Source organism: Janthinobacterium sp. GW821-FHT03A03, assembly GCF_059421435.1.
Map to the genome: position 1 here is coordinate 752,911 of NZ_JBWKUZ010000001.1, position 15,516 is coordinate 768,426.

At 65.1% G+C, this 15,516-nt stretch carries 12 protein-coding genes and 2 tRNA genes; 10 read left to right on the forward strand and 4 right to left on the reverse strand.

The window, feature by feature from the left end; translation table 11 throughout:
- The first annotated feature begins 1 nt into the window (after position 1).
- Positions 2-838 carry a D-hexose-6-phosphate mutarotase gene (locus AC07VI_RS03415; protein WP_086143824.1) on the forward strand — a complete coding sequence of 279 codons (837 nt, stop codon included), beginning with the start codon at positions 2-4 and terminating at the stop codon, positions 836-838.
- On the opposite strand, the gene AC07VI_RS03420 is transcribed toward AC07VI_RS03415, so the two are convergent.
- Both AC07VI_RS03420 and AC07VI_RS03425 read right to left on the reverse strand, forming a co-directional pair.
- A complete protein-coding gene (locus tag AC07VI_RS03420; protein WP_172404644.1) occupies positions 835-1,878 on the reverse strand; it encodes a carbonic anhydrase in 1,044 nt (347 codons plus the stop codon). The two genes, AC07VI_RS03415 and AC07VI_RS03420, sit on opposite strands and share 4 nt — an antisense overlap.
- Positions 1,879-2,034: 156 nt before the next feature.
- The gene (locus AC07VI_RS03425) at positions 2,035-2,685 is read right to left on the reverse strand and encodes a VTT domain-containing protein (RefSeq protein WP_086143823.1); all 651 of its coding nucleotides are present in this window, start codon (positions 2,683-2,685) and stop codon (positions 2,035-2,037) included.
- A 269-nt stretch (positions 2,686-2,954) separates the two neighbouring features.
- On the opposite strand from AC07VI_RS03425, the gene AC07VI_RS03430 reads away from it, so the two are divergent.
- The 9 genes from AC07VI_RS03430 to AC07VI_RS03470 all read left to right on the forward strand — a co-directional run bounded on the left by AC07VI_RS03430 (position 2,955) and on the right by AC07VI_RS03470 (position 13,245).
- Positions 2,955-3,893 (forward strand): peptidylprolyl isomerase, encoded by a 939-nt coding sequence (locus AC07VI_RS03430; RefSeq protein WP_492995713.1) that lies wholly within the window; start codon positions 2,955-2,957, stop codon positions 3,891-3,893.
- A gap of 139 nt (positions 3,894-4,032) precedes the next feature.
- The gene (gene mutL, locus AC07VI_RS03435; protein ID WP_492995715.1) at positions 4,033-5,937 is read left to right on the forward strand and encodes a DNA mismatch repair endonuclease MutL; all 1,905 of its coding nucleotides are present in this window, start codon (positions 4,033-4,035) and stop codon (positions 5,935-5,937) included.
- A gap of 114 nt (positions 5,938-6,051) precedes the next feature.
- The gene (gene miaA, locus AC07VI_RS03440) at positions 6,052-6,999 is read left to right on the forward strand and encodes a tRNA (adenosine(37)-N6)-dimethylallyltransferase MiaA (RefSeq protein ID WP_492995717.1); all 948 of its coding nucleotides are present in this window, start codon (positions 6,052-6,054) and stop codon (positions 6,997-6,999) included.
- 92 nt (positions 7,000-7,091) lie between these two features.
- Positions 7,092-7,168: transfer RNA gene (locus AC07VI_RS03445), tRNA-Met, on the forward strand.
- A 61-nt stretch (positions 7,169-7,229) separates the two neighbouring features.
- Positions 7,230-7,306: transfer RNA gene (locus AC07VI_RS03450), tRNA-Met, on the forward strand.
- A 181-nt stretch (positions 7,307-7,487) separates the two neighbouring features.
- On the forward strand, positions 7,488-8,015 hold the full coding sequence (locus tag AC07VI_RS03455) for a sigma-70 family RNA polymerase sigma factor (protein ID WP_086143819.1): 528 nt from the start codon (positions 7,488-7,490) through the stop codon (positions 8,013-8,015).
- Entirely contained in the window at positions 8,012-9,016 is a 1,005-nt protein-coding gene (locus tag AC07VI_RS03460) for a FecR family protein (RefSeq protein ID WP_086143818.1), read from the forward strand. The genes AC07VI_RS03455 and AC07VI_RS03460 overlap by 4 nt, the downstream gene beginning before the upstream one ends.
- Positions 9,017-9,099: 83 nt before the next feature.
- The gene (locus AC07VI_RS03465; RefSeq protein WP_086143817.1) at positions 9,100-11,574 is read left to right on the forward strand and encodes a TonB-dependent siderophore receptor; all 2,475 of its coding nucleotides are present in this window, start codon (positions 9,100-9,102) and stop codon (positions 11,572-11,574) included.
- Between the two features lie 111 nt (positions 11,575-11,685).
- The gene (locus AC07VI_RS03470; RefSeq protein ID WP_193068828.1) at positions 11,686-13,245 is read left to right on the forward strand and encodes a histidine-type phosphatase; all 1,560 of its coding nucleotides are present in this window, start codon (positions 11,686-11,688) and stop codon (positions 13,243-13,245) included.
- 66 nt (positions 13,246-13,311) lie between these two features.
- Here AC07VI_RS03470 and AC07VI_RS03475 read toward each other — a convergent pair whose 3' ends face one another.
- Together AC07VI_RS03475 and AC07VI_RS03480 are read right to left on the reverse strand one after the other, a co-directional pair.
- A complete protein-coding gene (locus AC07VI_RS03475; RefSeq protein ID WP_086143815.1) occupies positions 13,312-14,598 on the reverse strand; it encodes an MFS transporter in 1,287 nt (428 codons plus the stop codon).
- Positions 14,599-15,187: 589 nt separating this feature from the next.
- On the reverse strand, positions 15,188-15,511 hold the full coding sequence (locus AC07VI_RS03480; protein ID WP_086143814.1) for a thioredoxin family protein: 324 nt from the start codon (positions 15,509-15,511) through the stop codon (positions 15,188-15,190).
- Positions 15,512-15,516: the final 5 nt, after the last annotated feature.

Genomic DNA, 15,516 nt, shown 5'->3' on the forward strand with positions numbered 1-15,516 from the left:
CATGAGCAACAGCACCTTTGGCCAGCTGCCGGCCGTGATCATCCGCGCCGCCGACGGCGCGCAGGCGACCGTGACCCTGTACGGCGGCCACCTGGTGTCGTGGCGGACCAGCGACGGCCAGGAACGCCTGTTCTGCAGCCGCGCATCGAGCCTCGACGGCAGCCGCGCCATCCGTGGCGGCGTGCCCGTGATCTTTCCCCAGTTCGGCGCGCGCGGCACAGGCATGCGCCACGGCTTTGCACGCGTGGCGACGTGGCAGCTGGAATCGACCGGCGACGCCGATGGCGCGGCATGGGCGCAATTCGTCCTGCATCACGCGGATTTGCCGGAAGCGATCGCCGCCGCCTGGGACTACGCCTTCACCCTGCGCCTGCGCGTGGCCGTCACAGGCTCCGCGCTGGAGCTGCAGCTGTCCGTGCACAATACGGGCGAGCAGGCGTTCCCGTTCTCGGCCGCCCTGCACAGCTACTTTGCGATTGATCAATTGAGCGAGGCGCGCATTGGCGGCCTGCAGCGCGTGCGCTATTCGGACGACGCGCCGCAGGACGCGCTGCAGGCGGAAGAATTGCTGCAGTTTGCGGACAAGCTGGACCGCATCTACTACCAGCTGCCGGGCGCACTGAGCCTGCAGGCAGGCGCCGCCACCCTGCGCCTGGAGCAGCAGGGCTTCACGGATGCCGTCGTATGGAACCCCGGCGCGCAGGACGCGGCCGCCCTGCCCGACCTGGCCGACGACGAATACCAGCGCTTCATCTGCATCGAGCCGGCGCTGATCCAGCCCGATACGCTGGCTGCCGGCGCCGAATGGACGGGCCGCCAGCGCCTGGAATGCGTTTAGTTGGATTCCTTGATGATGCGTCCGTTACCAGATTGAACCGGGCGCGCATTGAGCGGATACAAACGGCTGAACAGCGCCATCTGCGCCGGCGATGCCTGTACCGGCTGCTTCATCACCAGCCACAGCACGCCCTCGCTGCAGGGTGGTGAAGTCAGCGATCCCATATAGGTGTAGTAATCGCGCCGCGCCGGCAGCATCTCGGCAGGATCGAGCAAAATGGTCGGCTGCATGGTCTCGAATTTCTCCAGCGGCAGATTGTTCCACACGGTCTGGATGGTCGCTTGCGGCGCGCCCCGCTCCAGCAGCAGGGCCAGCACGGCCAGACGGCCTTCCGCGTCGCGGTGCACCAGGTGCACCACCATCTCGAACGCCTTGCCATTGATGCGCTCTTCGGAAGGGCGGTGGAAATGGAATTGCTGCAGCTCGAACATGCGGTTCTGTACCGTGATGTAGTTGCCGCCGCTCACTCCCACCTGCACCGTATGGCCATTGTCGACCACACTGAAGGACGACGGATGGTAGTCAAAGCTGATCTGCTCAAGTTCCACCTTCATGCCATCGCGGATGTCGATCGGCGACTGGCGATTGCCATTGCCGCACTTGGCCCAGTCGACATTGATCTTGCTCCAGTTGGCCGGGCCACTCTCGCCCTCGTACGACCAGTGCGTGCCGCGCGGCACCGGTGGCGCAGGCGGCGGCGCCGCTTTCACTACCGCGGCGCGCTTGGCGCGGGCGGCGGCGCGGGCCGCCTGCGTGGCGCGCATTTCCGCCAGGCGCGCCGCGATGCGTTCGGACAGGTCGACTTCGGCCGCTTCTTCCTTGTCGCGCGCCGTCGGCGCGACGACGACTGGCGCCTTGCCCTCCTTGCCCTTGACGGATTCCGTCAGGGTTTTCATGGCGGCCGCGCGCGCCGACGCCGACATGGGCGCGCTCGCTGGTGCGGACGCGGCGGCGCTCGCCGAAGCAGGGGCATCTTTGGCGCTTGCCATGGCCGCCATGGCGGCAAGGCTGCAAGCTAACAGGGCGCTCAAATGTCGCATGGAAATCCAGAAAGTGAGAATACCCTCTGGTTTACGGCTGGAAAGCAACAAAACTTGAATCAGCGCGGGAGTAAAACAGAAATGCGAAGAAGAAAGTTAATCCAGGGCCAGCTGCGGACGGCGCCGCAGCGCGCTTGCCCTGGATCGTTCCAGCAATCAGGCCGACTTGCCGGCCATGCGCTTGTATAGTTTCCACATGCCGCCCAGCACCACCGGCACGACGGCAGCGCCGACACCGATCAGCACGATCAAGGTCAGGTGGTCGCGTATCCACGGGATATTGCCAAAGAAATAACCCGCCGTCACCAGACCGACCACCCACAACAGGGCGCCCGTCACGTTGTACATCTGGAAGCGCGCATGCGTCATGTCGGAAATGCCGGCCACGAACGGGGCAAAGGTACGCACCACCGGCACGAAACGGGCCAGGATGATGGTCTTGCCGCCGTGCTTTTCAAAAAATTCATGCGTGCGGCGCATGGCATCCTTGTTGATCCAGCGGTAATCATGGGTAAACACTCTTTGCCCGATGGCCTCGCCTATCCAGTAATTGAGCGTGTTGCCCGTGACGGCGGCCGTCACCAGCAGCGCGATCAGCAAGCCCAGGTGCATTTGCCCCGTCGCGCAAAACGCGCCGGCGATAAACAGTAGCGTGTCCCCAGGGAAGAAAAACAGCACCACGAGGCCTGTTTCACAAAAAATAATGGCGAACAGCACCGCATACACGAGGGTGCCGTACTGCTCGATCAAGAGACCCAGCGTCTTGTCGACATGCACGATCATGTCGAGGAATTGCACAAAATCCATATATTTTTCCCTAAAGGTAGCGGCGGAATCATACACCACCCGGCCGGCGCAACGGCAGTCCCCGGCCCGATATTTCCGGATTAATTATGCGGCGCCCTTGCGTGTGTGGCAATTTAAGGAAAGGTTAAGGAAAGCGCCATGCCAAAGTGTCCGGCCCGGCTTGCCGTCCCGCAGGCCTGACGTACTTGACGCAATGTTTTTCCACCGAAATATTGCCATTCCGGTATACACTTTCTGACCGGCGCAACCCGCGCCGACCAGGAGAAAACATGTATCGACACCCATTGAGCGGCCTGACCATGGCCACCGTACTGGGCCTTGCACATCTGACGGCCCACGCAGCCCCTGTCCAGATCAAGGCGCCCGCCGAATTGCCCGCCAAGGCGAGCCTGGCCGACGTGATCAAGGCCTCGACACCATCCGACTGGCGTGCGCTGGACCCGGACAACACCTTGTATATGGACATTCCCGCCGGCCGCGTGGTGATCGAACTGGCGCCCGACTTCGCGCCCAGGCACGTGGCCAATATCAAGGCCCTGGTGGCGGAACAGTATTACGACGGCCTGGCCATCACGCGCGCGCAGGACAACTGGGTGGCGCAATGGGGTGATCCGAACGAGAAAAATCCCAAGCCTATCCAGCACGCCCAGCGCACTCTGCCTGGCGAATTCACGGTACCCTTGACAAACATCAAGAGTTTTACCCGCCTGCCGGACGTCGATGGCTATGCGCCGCAAGTGGGCCATTCGAACGGTTTTCCGTCCGCGCGCGATCCGAAAACCGGCACGGCCTGGCTCACGCATTGCTATGCCACCGTGGGCGTGGGCCGCGACAGCGCCAGCGACAGCGGCGGCGGCACCGAGCTGTACGCCGTCATCGGCCAGTCGCCGCGCCACCTGGACCGCGACATCACGGTCGTCGGCAGGGTCGTCTCGGGCATGCCATTGCTGTCGACGCTGCCACGGGGCACGGCCCCCATGGGCTTTTATGACAGCCCCGAGAAAAACGTGCCGATCAAGTCCATCCGCCTGGCCGCCAGCGTGCCTTTGGCACAGCGCAGCAACCTGGAAGTGATGCGCACCGACAGCGCCGCCTACCAGGCCGTGCTGGAGGCCCAGCGCCACCGCGGCGGCCCCTGGAGCAAGGTCACGGCCGGCCACGTCGACCTGTGCAATGCGCCGATACCGGTGCGGGAGGCGGGGAAATAACGCAACCCGAGGCTAAGACTGCGGTCAGACCCAGGGCACGTTGGCGCTGAACTTTGCGTTAGCGGCGTTGAGGGTCTGCCCCCAAATACAGGCATGGGCACAGCAGTGCCTCCGCTTGTGAACCCGTTATAATCAGGGCATGAACGCTCCCATCACGCCCCACCGCCCGATCCAGGCCCTGCCTGACCAGTTGATTTCGCAAATCGCCGCCGGCGAGGTGGTCGAGCGGCCGTCGGCCGTGGTCAAGGAGCTGCTGGAAAACGCGCTCGACTCGGGCGCCACGCAAATTACGGTACGGCTGGAAGAAGGGGGCGTGAAACGCATCGCGATCACCGACAATGGCCGCGGCATCGACAAAGACCAGCTGCCGCTGGCCCTGGCGCGCCACGCCACCTCGAAAATCGCATCGCTGCACGACCTGGAAAACGTGGGTACCCTGGGCTTCCGGGGCGAAGCGCTGGCCTCCATCGCCTCGGTGGCCGCCGTTAGCGTGACTTCGCGCACGGCCGACGCCGCTCATGCCTGGGAAATCGTCGGCTCGCACAATGGCAGCGTCTCGCCGTCGTCGGGCGCGCACGGCACCACGGTCGACGTACAGGACCTGTATTTCAACACGCCCGCGCGGCGCAAGTTCCTCAAATCCGAGCAGACGGAATACGGCCATTGCGCCGAAGTCGTGCGCCGCATCGCGCTGGCGCGGCCCGACGTGTCGTTCTCGCTGTCGCACAACGGCCGCACCATCGACCACTGGAATATCAGCGAACTGGCCAAGCGCAGCGCCCACATCCTGGGCAACGACTTCGCCGAAGCGCGCCTGGCGCTGGACGAGTCGGCCGGCAGCCTGCGCATTCACGGCTTTGCCGGCTTGCCGACGGCGTCCAAGGCGCGCGCCGACGGCCAGTTCTTTTATGTCAACGGACGCTTCGTGCGCGACAAGCTGCTGGTGCACGCCGTGCGCATGGCGTATCAAGACGTGCTGCATGGCGACCGTTTTCCATCGTACGTGCTGGCGCTCGACCTCGACCCGGCCCTGGTCGACGTCAACGTGCACCCGTCGAAGATCGAAGTGCGCTTCCGCGACAGCCGATCCGTGCACCAGTTCGTCTTCCACGCCGTGCAGCGCGCGCTGGCGCAAACGTCGGCCACGGCCTTCGGCAGCGTGCCGGCGCCGCTGCCGGCCGCCTCCACCCTGGGCGGCGGCGACGCGGGGGCGGCTACCGGCGGCCCCGGCATCTGGCGGCGCGAGCAGACGCAGACCTCGTTCGGCGCGCAATTTACGAATACCTTCGCGCCCGCCTCGCCCGGCCCGGCCCGTCCCTTCTTTGCCGAGGCGCCAGGCGTGGCCCAGGATACGGCGGCCTACGGCGCCCTGTTCGGCGGCGGCGCCAACTCGCCCATCACGCAGGTGGCGCCGTACATCGCTTCGCCCGAAGCGATGGCGCGCGAAGAATATCCGCTGGGCTTTGCCCTGGCCCAGCTGCACGGCATTTATATATTGGCGCAGAACACCAAGGGCCTGGTGCTGGTCGACATGCACGCCGCGCACGAGCGCATCCTGTACGAACAGCTGAAAAACGCGCTGCAGGCGCAAGTGTCCGGCCAGGACATGCAGGTGCAGTCCTTGCTGATTCCCGTGACCTTTTATGCGGACGCCATCGAAGTGTCGACGGCGAATGAAAACCAGGACACGTTAAAAGCGCTGGGATTCGACATTGCCGCCCTGTCGCCCACCACCCTTGCCGTGCGCTCCGTGCCGACCCTGCTGAAAAACGCCGATGCGCAAACGCTGGCGCGCGACGTGCTGCGCGACGTGCGCGAATACGGCGGCTCGCGCGTGCTGATCGAGCGCCAGAACGAATTGCTGGGCACCCTGGCCTGCCACACGGCCGTGCGCGCCAACCGGATTTTATCGGTGCAGGAAATGAACGCCCTGCTGCGCCAGATGGAGAGCACGGAACGCGCCGACCAGTGCAACCATGGCCGGCCCACCTGGGTGCAGGTCGAGATCAACGCGCTAGACAAGCTATTTTTACGGGGACAGTGAGTTCCCCCCAAACGGCGCATACCGGGGTCGGACCCTGAGGGTCCGACCCCGGCCCTTAACGCCGGGTTTGACAAAGACCTACTCAGACTTGCGCACCACCTTACAAGATTCAACATGCAAACCACCCCACACCTCCCCCTGGCCGTCGCCATCATGGGCCCCACGGCCAGCGGCAAGACGGCCAGTGCGCTGGCCATCGCGCAAGCCATCCCATCCGAGATCATCTCCGTCGATTCCGCCCTCGTTTACCGCGGCATGGATATCGGCACTGCCAAGCCGTCGAAAGAGGAACTGGCCGCCGTGCCGCATCATCTGATCGATATCATCGACCCTCTGGACGCGTATTCGGTGGCGCAGTTCCGCAACGATACCCTGCGCCTGGTGGCGGAGATCTCCGCGCGCGGCAAGCTGCCGCTGCTCGTCGGCGGCACCATGCTGTACTTCAAGGGCCTGGCCGATGGCCTCGACGATTTGCCCGGCGCCGATCCCGCCTTGCGCGCCCAATTGGAAGAGGATGCGGCCGCCATCGGCTGGCCTGCCATGCATGCGCGCCTGGCGCAGCAGGACCCCGTCACGGCGGCGCGCCTGGCGCCGCAGGACGCACAGCGCATCGGCCGCGCGCTGGAAATCATCGCCCTGTCGGGCCAGCCCATGTCGGCCCTGCTGGCCCTGCGCGAAAAGACCGTGCTGCCATTCCGGCTGCAATCGTTCGCGCTGGAGCCGTCCGACCGCGCCGTGCTGCACGCGCGCATCGCCACGCGCTTCGACCTCATGCTGAAAAACGACGCCTTGCTCGATGAAGTGGAACAGCTGCGCCGGCGCGGCGACCTGCATCCGGGCCTGCCCTCGATGCGCTGCGTGGGCTACCGCCAGGCCTGGGAGTGCCTCGATGGCCGCATCGACCGCGCCGCGCTGCGCGAGACGGGCATCATCGCCACGCGCCAGCTGGCCAAACGGCAGCTCACCTGGCTGCGCTCGATGCCGGAGCGCATCGTCATCGATTGCCTGGGCCCAGACCCGGCCTCATCCATGCTGGCGCAGATTCAAGCGTTGCTGAAATAATCACAGAGACCAGCCATCACGAAAAATCCACAGATTTTTCATGGCCAGCATTGACAAGGAAATGCGAAGACTGGATAATGCTCGGCTGTTGGGGTGATATAGCTCAGTTGGTTAGAGCACAGCATTCATAATGCTGGGGTCGGTGGTTCAAGTCCACCTATCACCACCAAAGAACATCGATCAGGTTTTTTCCTTGATCAAAACGAGCATCCGGTCTGACCGGTCTGTTTGGTGATATAGCTCAGTTGGTTAGAGCACAGCATTCATAATGCTGGGGTCGGTGGTTCAAGTCCACCTATCACCACCAAGAATTTGCAGCATCGAAAAACCCGCCCTTGCCCCGTGCAGCGGCGGGTTTTTTCATTTCCGACCCCTGCATTGCGGTCTGCACGCAACACCTGCCCCCCTCCGCATGCAATCGGGGATTGTGGCGAGACGCCACTGGCGCTTACAATGAGAATAATTCTCATTTATATTATTCATTCCCCATGTCCGCCATCCAGCCCAGCCTGCAACAGCAAGTGCAGTCGCTCTACAGCGAGCATCACGGCTGGCTGGTGGGCTGGCTGCGCAAAAAGCTCAGCTGTCCGCATGGCGCGGCCGACGTCGCGCAAGACACGTTCGTACGCATCATCGCCTCGCGCGACGCCTTGTTCGGCATGCGCGAGCCGCGCGCCTATCTGTCCACCACGGCCAAGCGCTTGCTGCTCGACCGCGCGCGCCGGCAAGTACTCGAACGCAGCTACCTGGCGGAACTGGCCCTGCTGGCCGACAGCCTGCCCGGCGCGCCATCGCCGGACGAGGTGTTGATGGCCATGCAGGCGCTCGGGCAGATCGCCGGCGCGCTGGCGGGCCTGTCCGCCAGGGTGCGCGACGCCTTTCTGCTGCATTACCTGGAAGAGCTGCCGCAGGCGGCCGTCGCCGCACAGCTGAACGTCTCCACGCGCATGGTGCAGAAATACCTGGTGCAAGCCTTGCTGGCCTGCCGCCACGCCTGCCCGGGCATGACGGCATGAGCAGCACACGCACGGATATCGTCGCCGAACAGGCCGCCCACTGGATCGTGCAGCTGAGCGCGGACGACCCGGCCGAGCGCGAACAGGCGCGTGCCGGCTTTGCCGCGTGGAAGGCGGCCGACCCGCTGCATGCGACGACGGCGGCCGGCATGGAAAGCCTGCTGGGCCAGTTGCACGCCGTGCGCGAACCGGCCGGCGGCGACCATCGGCCCGCGCGCGCCGCGCTGGCCGCCATCGCGCCCAAGCGTTCCCGCCAGCGCCTGCGCCAGCTGGCCGCCGCCAGCGCCGCCACCATGCTGGTACTGACAACTGCCATGCTGGCCAGCGAACGCCCCGCCTACCTGCTGGCCGACCTGCGCAGCCCCACGGGACAATGGCGCACGCATACCCTGGCCGACGGCAGCCGCCTCACCCTGGGCAGCGACAGCGCCGTCAACGTGCATTTCAGCGCGGGCGAGCGGCATGTGGAACTGGTGCGGGGGGACATCCTCGTCGACGTGGCCAAGGATGCGCAGCGGCCCTTCATCGTCGACAGCGGCCAGGCGGCGATCCGCGCGCTGGGCACGCGCTTCACGGTGCGCAGGGACGGCGCCGCCACCATCCTGAGCATGCTGGAGTCGAAAGTATCGGCGCAAGTGCCGCGGCAGCCGGCCAGCATCGTGCAGGCGGGCCAGCGCGCGCGCATCACGGACGATGGCGTGGGCCCCATCACGGCCATCGATGCGGCCGGCGTGCAGGACGCCTGGCGCGCGCACCAGCTGGTGGTCGACGACCAGCCGCTGGCCGAGGTGCTCGACGAGCTGGCCCGCTACCGTCCCGGCCAGCTGCATTACGACCGCGCGCAGCTCGCGCACATCCGCGTGGCGGCCGTGCTGCCGCTGGACGACACGGACAAGGCCCTGCAGCTGTTGATCGACAATTTCCCGCAACTGCGCATCCGCATGCTGACGCGCTACCTGGTGATGGTGGATGCGCCCGCCAGCTCCCCCGCAATAAAATAAATAAAAATAATTAGCATTCGCAGTTCCACTTTGCGCATCTCGTGCGTCAAGGCAGCTGAGATCATTCAAAAAAGGCTGTCACCATGTACGCTCAAGTTGTTGCTGTCACGTCCCAGAACACCCTGCGCACGCGTCTGCGCACGCTGGCCCTGGCCGCCCTGCTGCTGGCAAGCGCCGGCATGCATGCCCAGGCAAATGCGCAAACGGCGCCTGCCACCGCCAGCTACGCCATCCCCGCCGGTCCGCTGGCTGGTGCCCTGAACCGCTATGCGCAGCAGGCGGGCGTATCCATCGTCATCGATGCCGCCAAGGTGCAGGGGCTGCAGACGGCAGGCCTGCAGGGCAGCTACGCCATCGATGACGGCTTTGCAGCGCTGCTGCGCGGCAGCGGCTACGCCATCGGCAAGACGTCCACCGGCTATGTGCTGGTGGCCGCGCCGATGCCCGCACCCACGGCGGCGGCCAATGCCGCCTCGGCGGCCGAGCGCACCATGCCCTCGATTACCATCGTCGGCCAGGCCGAACAAGGCGCCACCACGGAAGGCAGCGGCTCCTACACGGCGCGTAGCATCACCATCGGCAAGGGCGAGCAGGCGATGAAGGACATCCCCCAATCCGTGAGCGTGCTGACGCGCCAGCGCCTGGACGACCAGGGCATCACGGACTTGCGTGTAGCCGTCAACAACGTCACCGGCGTGGTGGGCGTGCATGGCGTGGGTCCGGGCGTGGTCATCACGGCGCGCGGCTTCCAGATCGATCAATGGCAGTACGATGGCGTGCCCATCGACCGCAACACCTATGCGCTGGGTAACTGGGGCCAGGAAAACATGGTCATCTACGACCGCCTGGAAGTGCTGCGCGGCGCCTCGGGCATGCTGGTCGGCACGGGCAGCCCGGGCGGCTCCGTCAGCCTGGTGCGCAAGCGCCCGGCCGCCGCGCGCAGTGTCAGCATGACTGCGCGCGCCGGTTCGTGGGACCACTATGGCGCCCAGCTCGACGTCAGCAGCCCCTTGAACGCGGACGCCAGCCTGCGCGGGCGCGTTATTGTCGATGAAGACGACAGCCATTCCTTCGTCGACCAGGTGTGGAGCCAGAACCGTACCCTGTACGCGGCACTCGACTATGACCTGGGACCGGCCACCACCCTGGGCCTTGCCGTCAGCAACGTCAAGGCCCACGGCCGCCCCACCTTCATCGGCCTGCCCCGCTACGCGGACGGCAGCGCGCTGAACCTGCCCCGCTCCACCTTCACGGGCGCCGACTGGAACCGCAGCGAAGCCAGGCAAACCAACGTGTATCTCGACCTGGAACACCATTTCAACAGCCAGTGGAGCCTGAAGGCATCGGTCGTGAGCATGAAGGAAAACACCAGCTCCGTGCACCAGCGCGTGGCCATGCCCATCAATCCCGACGGCAGCGGCGCGCGCTATGGCGACTTTGGCATGGATTTCGACAACCGCAAGCGCGGCATCGATACCTACGTACGCGGCAAATTCGACGGCCTGGGCATCGCGCAGGAAGTCCTCGTGGGCGCCAGCTATGTCACGATGGCGTCGGACGACGTCTATGCCCGCGCCTGGGAATCCGGCGCCGACGTCTTCAACATCCGGCACAACCGCCCATGGCAAGACCTCGACAGCATCGCCGCGCGCGGCGTGCGGCCCGTCAGCACCTACGAAATACGCCAGAAGGGCCTGTATGGCAGCTGGAACGGCCAGCTGACCGGCAAGCTGAAAGCCGTGCTGGGCGGACGCTTCAGCTGGTACGACTTCGTGTATGCGACGCCCAAAGGTCCCGAAGAGCAGCTCAACGCCAGCGCCAGGTTCACGCCATCGGCGGGACTGATCTACGCGCTCGATCCGCAATGGTCGGCCTACGCCAGCTATGCCGACATCTTTACGCCGCAAAGCATCCGCGATGCGCAAGACAAGGTCCTCAAGCCCATCACGGGCAGCAACTACGAGGCGGGCATCAAGGGTGGGCTGATGGATGGCAAGGTCAACACCTCGCTGGCCGTGTTCCGTTACGACCACAAGAACCGTGCCGTGTTCGACTATGATGCGGGCATGGTGTGCGATAACGAGTACTGCTCGCGTGCCTCGGGCAAGGTGCGCAGCCAGGGCCTGGAAGCGGAAGTATCTGGCGAAGTGGCGCGCGGCTTGCAGCTGTCGGCCGGCTACGCCTACACGACGACGACCTATCTGAACGACCCGGACAACCACGGCAAGGCCTTTTCCACCTGGACGCCAAAGCACATGCTGCGCGTGTGGTCCAGCTATACCCTGCCCGGCGCCTGGGACAAGTTCAGCGTGGGCGCAGGCGTCAACACGCAAAGCCATACGATCGATACCGCGTACAAGTTCAAGGTTGCCGGCTTCTCCATCTGGAATGCACGCATGGCCTGGCAAGCCACGCAGCAAGTGGCCCTGTCGCTCAACATCAACAATGTCTTCGACAAGAACTACATCATCCCGTCCTACAACAATACGGGGTCGAATAACTACTATGGCGACCCGCGCAATGTACAGTTCACCTTGAAGTACACGCCGAAGTGGTAGGCTGACGCGCTGCGCTGACAGCACAGGCGGGCACGGCATTCAGCTGTGCCCGCCTTTTTTTCGTTCAGTGCTAGGCTTGCATTCGAGAATTATTCACCACGAAAAAGAGACATGCCCCAACCACTTCCCCTGTCCAGCATGCTGCTGGCCCTGGCTGCCTGCGCCAGCCCCGCCCTGGCCGTTGACGGCTATTACCAGAGCAAGACGCCGTACGCGCCGCAGCAGGACCCGGCCACGTATGCCGCGCCGCCGGCAGGCTTCCAGCCCATCTTCACACAGCTGGTGGCGCGCCACGGTGCGCGCGGACTAACCGGCATGAAGGGCGACGCGGCCCTGTACGCGATGTGGCGGCAGGCGGCCGCGCAGGATGCCCTGACGCCGCTGGGGCGCGCCCTGGGACCCGACATCCTGGCCCTGATGAAAGCCAATGCCTTGCTCGGCCATGGCGTGGCCGGCATCGAGCGGCCCGGCTACGGCAACCTGTCGCAGACAGGCATCGACGAGCACCGGCAGCTGGCCGCGCGCCTGCTGGCGCGCCTGCCCGCCCTGTTCGCGCAAGTGGGGCAGGACGCCGCCACGGCGCCGCGCCAGCTCGTCACCATCCATTCCGGCGTGGAGCGCGCGCGCGACAGTGCGCGCTTCTTCACGCAATCGCTGCTGGAGCACGCGCCGGCGCTGGCGCCGCTGCTGATCCTGCCGCCCGCGCCGGCGCCGTATCCGCAGGGACGCACCCCGGCGCCACCACCGGATGGCGTGAACCGCTTCCTGCTGTACGCGCACAAGCTGGCGCCGCAGACGGATTGGGTAGCCGACCGCGCCGACCCGCATTACGCCACCTATGCCGCCAGCCAGGCTTACCAGCGCTACGAACGGACCAAGCAGTTGCACGCCCTGATGGACGCTCCGGCGAGAGAGCCGGAAGCGGCCGCGCATGCGCGCCATGTGCTCGAACGCCTGTTTACACCGGCCTTCCTCGGCCAGTTCGAAGACGGGCGCGCCAGCTATGCGGACACGGGCAGCTACACCTTCACCAGCGCGGACGGCAAGCTGACGCGCACCATGACCGGCAGCGGCAAGACCGTCATCCGCAGCCGGAATGCCGCCGCGACGAAACTGTATGAGCTCTACGCAATCGCCGCCGGCATGCGGCATGAGGTAGCGGCCGATTTCAGCCGCTACATGCCGGCCGAGGATGCGCGCTACTACGCCGCTGTCGCCGACCACGAGGATTTTTACCAGAAGGGACCGGCCACCACGGAAAGCAGCGGCGTGACCTGGCGCTTCGCGCTGGCCTTGCGCGAGGATTTTTTCAATGAGGTCGATGCACTGGCCAGGGGCGACCTGCGCCACGCGGCCAAGCTGCGCTTCACGCACGCGGAAATGATCATCCCGCTGGCCTCGGCCCTGGGTCTGCAGCAGGCGCTGCCGCCAGGGACCAGCTACAACTATACGGACAGTCCATGGCGCGGCCAGAGCGTCTCGCCGCTGGCGGCCAATTTGCAGTGGGATGTGTACCGCAACGGACAAGGCGAGCTCATCGTGCGCCTGCTGTACAACGAAAGGGAAACGCCCTTCCAGCCAGCGTGCGACGGCGCCCGCATCGCGCCGGGCAGCGTCTTCTACGACTACGCGCAACTGAAATCCTGCTACGGCCACGTGGCGGCGCAATAAAAAAGCCGCCAGCTGGGCAGCTGGCGGCTTGTGGCGCGCGCAGACGGCGCGTGCGCGTTGACTCGCTTACTGCCAGGCTTCCTTGCCCGCCTTCGGCTTGCCCACCATCAGCAGCGCGCCCAGGGTCAGCACGGCCGCCAGCGACAGGTAGTAGCCGACGTATTGCAAGCCGTAGTTGGTGGCCAGCCAGGTGGCGATGTACGGCGCCAGCGAGGCACCGAGGATGCCGGCCAGGTTGAAGGTCAGCGAGGCGCCCGTGTAGCGCACTTCAGGCGGGAACAGCTCGGACAGCATGGTGCCCAGCGGTCCGTAGGTCATGCCCATCAGGCCCAGGCCGACGGCCATGAAAACGGTCACTTCCCAGGTCACGCCCGAACCGAACATGGGCGCGAGCACCAGGCCGAAGATGGCGATGGCGACGGAGACCCAGATCATGGTGGCGCGGCGGCCGCGGCGGTCGGCCAGCACGGCCGAAAACGGAATCGTCAGGGCAAAGAACAGCACGGCAAACAGCTGCACGATAAGGAATTCCTTGCGCGTGAAGCCCAGCTTGGTCGTGCCCCAGCTCAGTGCGAACACCGTCATCAGGTAGAACAGCACGAAGGTGGCCAGGGCGATGATGGTGCCCAGGAACAGCATGCGGCCATGCTGGCGGAACACGGTGGCCACGGGCAGCTTGACGACCTCGTTCTTGTCGATGACTTTCTGGAAGTCCGGCGTTTCCGTGATCTTCAGGCGCACATACAGGCCGACGATGACCAAGAGCGCGCTGGCGAGGAAGGGGATGCGCCAGCCGTAGCTGAAAAATTGCTCATCAGTCATGGTTTCGCTCAGCAGCAGGAAGATACCGCCCGACAGGAAGAAGCCGATCGGCGCGCCCAGTTGCGGGAACATGCCGTACCAGGCGCGCTTGCCCGGTGGCGCGTTCTCGGTTGCCAGCAGCACCGCGCCGCCCCACTCGCCGCCCAGGCCCAGGCCCTGGCCGAAACGGCACAGCGCCAGCAGCAGCGGCGCCAGGGTGCCGATGGCGGCATAGGTCGGCAGCAAGCCGATGATGACGGTGGAAATCCCCATGGTCAGCAAGGCCGCCACGAGGGTGGCCTTGCGGCCGATGCGGTCACCGAAGTGGCCGAACACGGCCGAACCGATGGGGCGGGCGAAGAAGGCGATGGCGAACGTGGCCAGCGACTGCAGCACGGCGGCCGACGGGTCGCCGGCGGGGAAGAACAGTTTCGGGAACACCAGCACGGCGGCCGTGGCGTAGATATAAAAGTCAAAGAACTCGATGGTGGTGCCGATCAGGCTGGCGAACAGCACCGTGCCGGGGGAATTTTTCTTGTGGGGGGTGCTCATTTACTGCGCTCCTTGGGGAGGGTGTCTAAAGGCCATTCTCTGGATGTTTTTTCAGGCAGCAGCACAGCACGTTGTCTAGGCGCGCGGTTCACATATCATAGCTGTGCGCGGGCGTATTTGCTGCGAAATTGCTATTAAATTCGCAAACAAATTCCACGCTGCAACACGCCGTTGTTAACGGCAGACAACGGTGAACCAACGCGCGCTATCGCGCCGTGATCAGTGCTGATTTAGAGAAACAACGGTCGTGCGCCATCCGGTTACCCGGGGCACGGCAGGAAAGGCGTCAGGGGATGGGCGACGTGTATCAGGCCAGGCGTATCGCCAGGCATTCCGTACCAGACCCGCGCGTCGGCATCGCGGCATCGGTCATTTGTGGTGAATCCTTGCCTGCGGCCCCTCCGGGTGGAGCGGGCCGGCGATGATCGCGCTGCATCACGAAGGATGCGGTTGATCTTGCTGTAAGCGGCTTATGATACGCGCAGTGCTGCGGTGCGGCAAGAAGTTGTGGACAACTGCCGGGGTCAGTCGCTTCGCGATCGGAGCGCATCCCCTTGGGACGCACTCCCCCGGCGGGTCTGCCCCGAAGTTACGCCGCAATCAGGGCAAACGCCCTGGAGATGTCCGCGCTGTCGAGCGGGCGCACGAGGCGCGCCACTTCCCGGCCATCCTTGAGGAAAATCAAGGTCGGCCACAATTTCACGCGGAACGAACGCCCCAGCGCGCGGCCGGGGCCGTCTTCCACGCGAATATGCGCTACCCCGGGATACTGCGCCAACGCGGCCGCCAGCGGCGCCTCGGTGGCGCGGCAATGGCCGCACCAGCCAGCGCCGAATTCCAGCAGGGCCGGCCCGGCCAAGCCGTCGATCGCGGCGCGCGCCGGTTGTGCCATGCAATACGTGTCGTTCAGCATGCCGC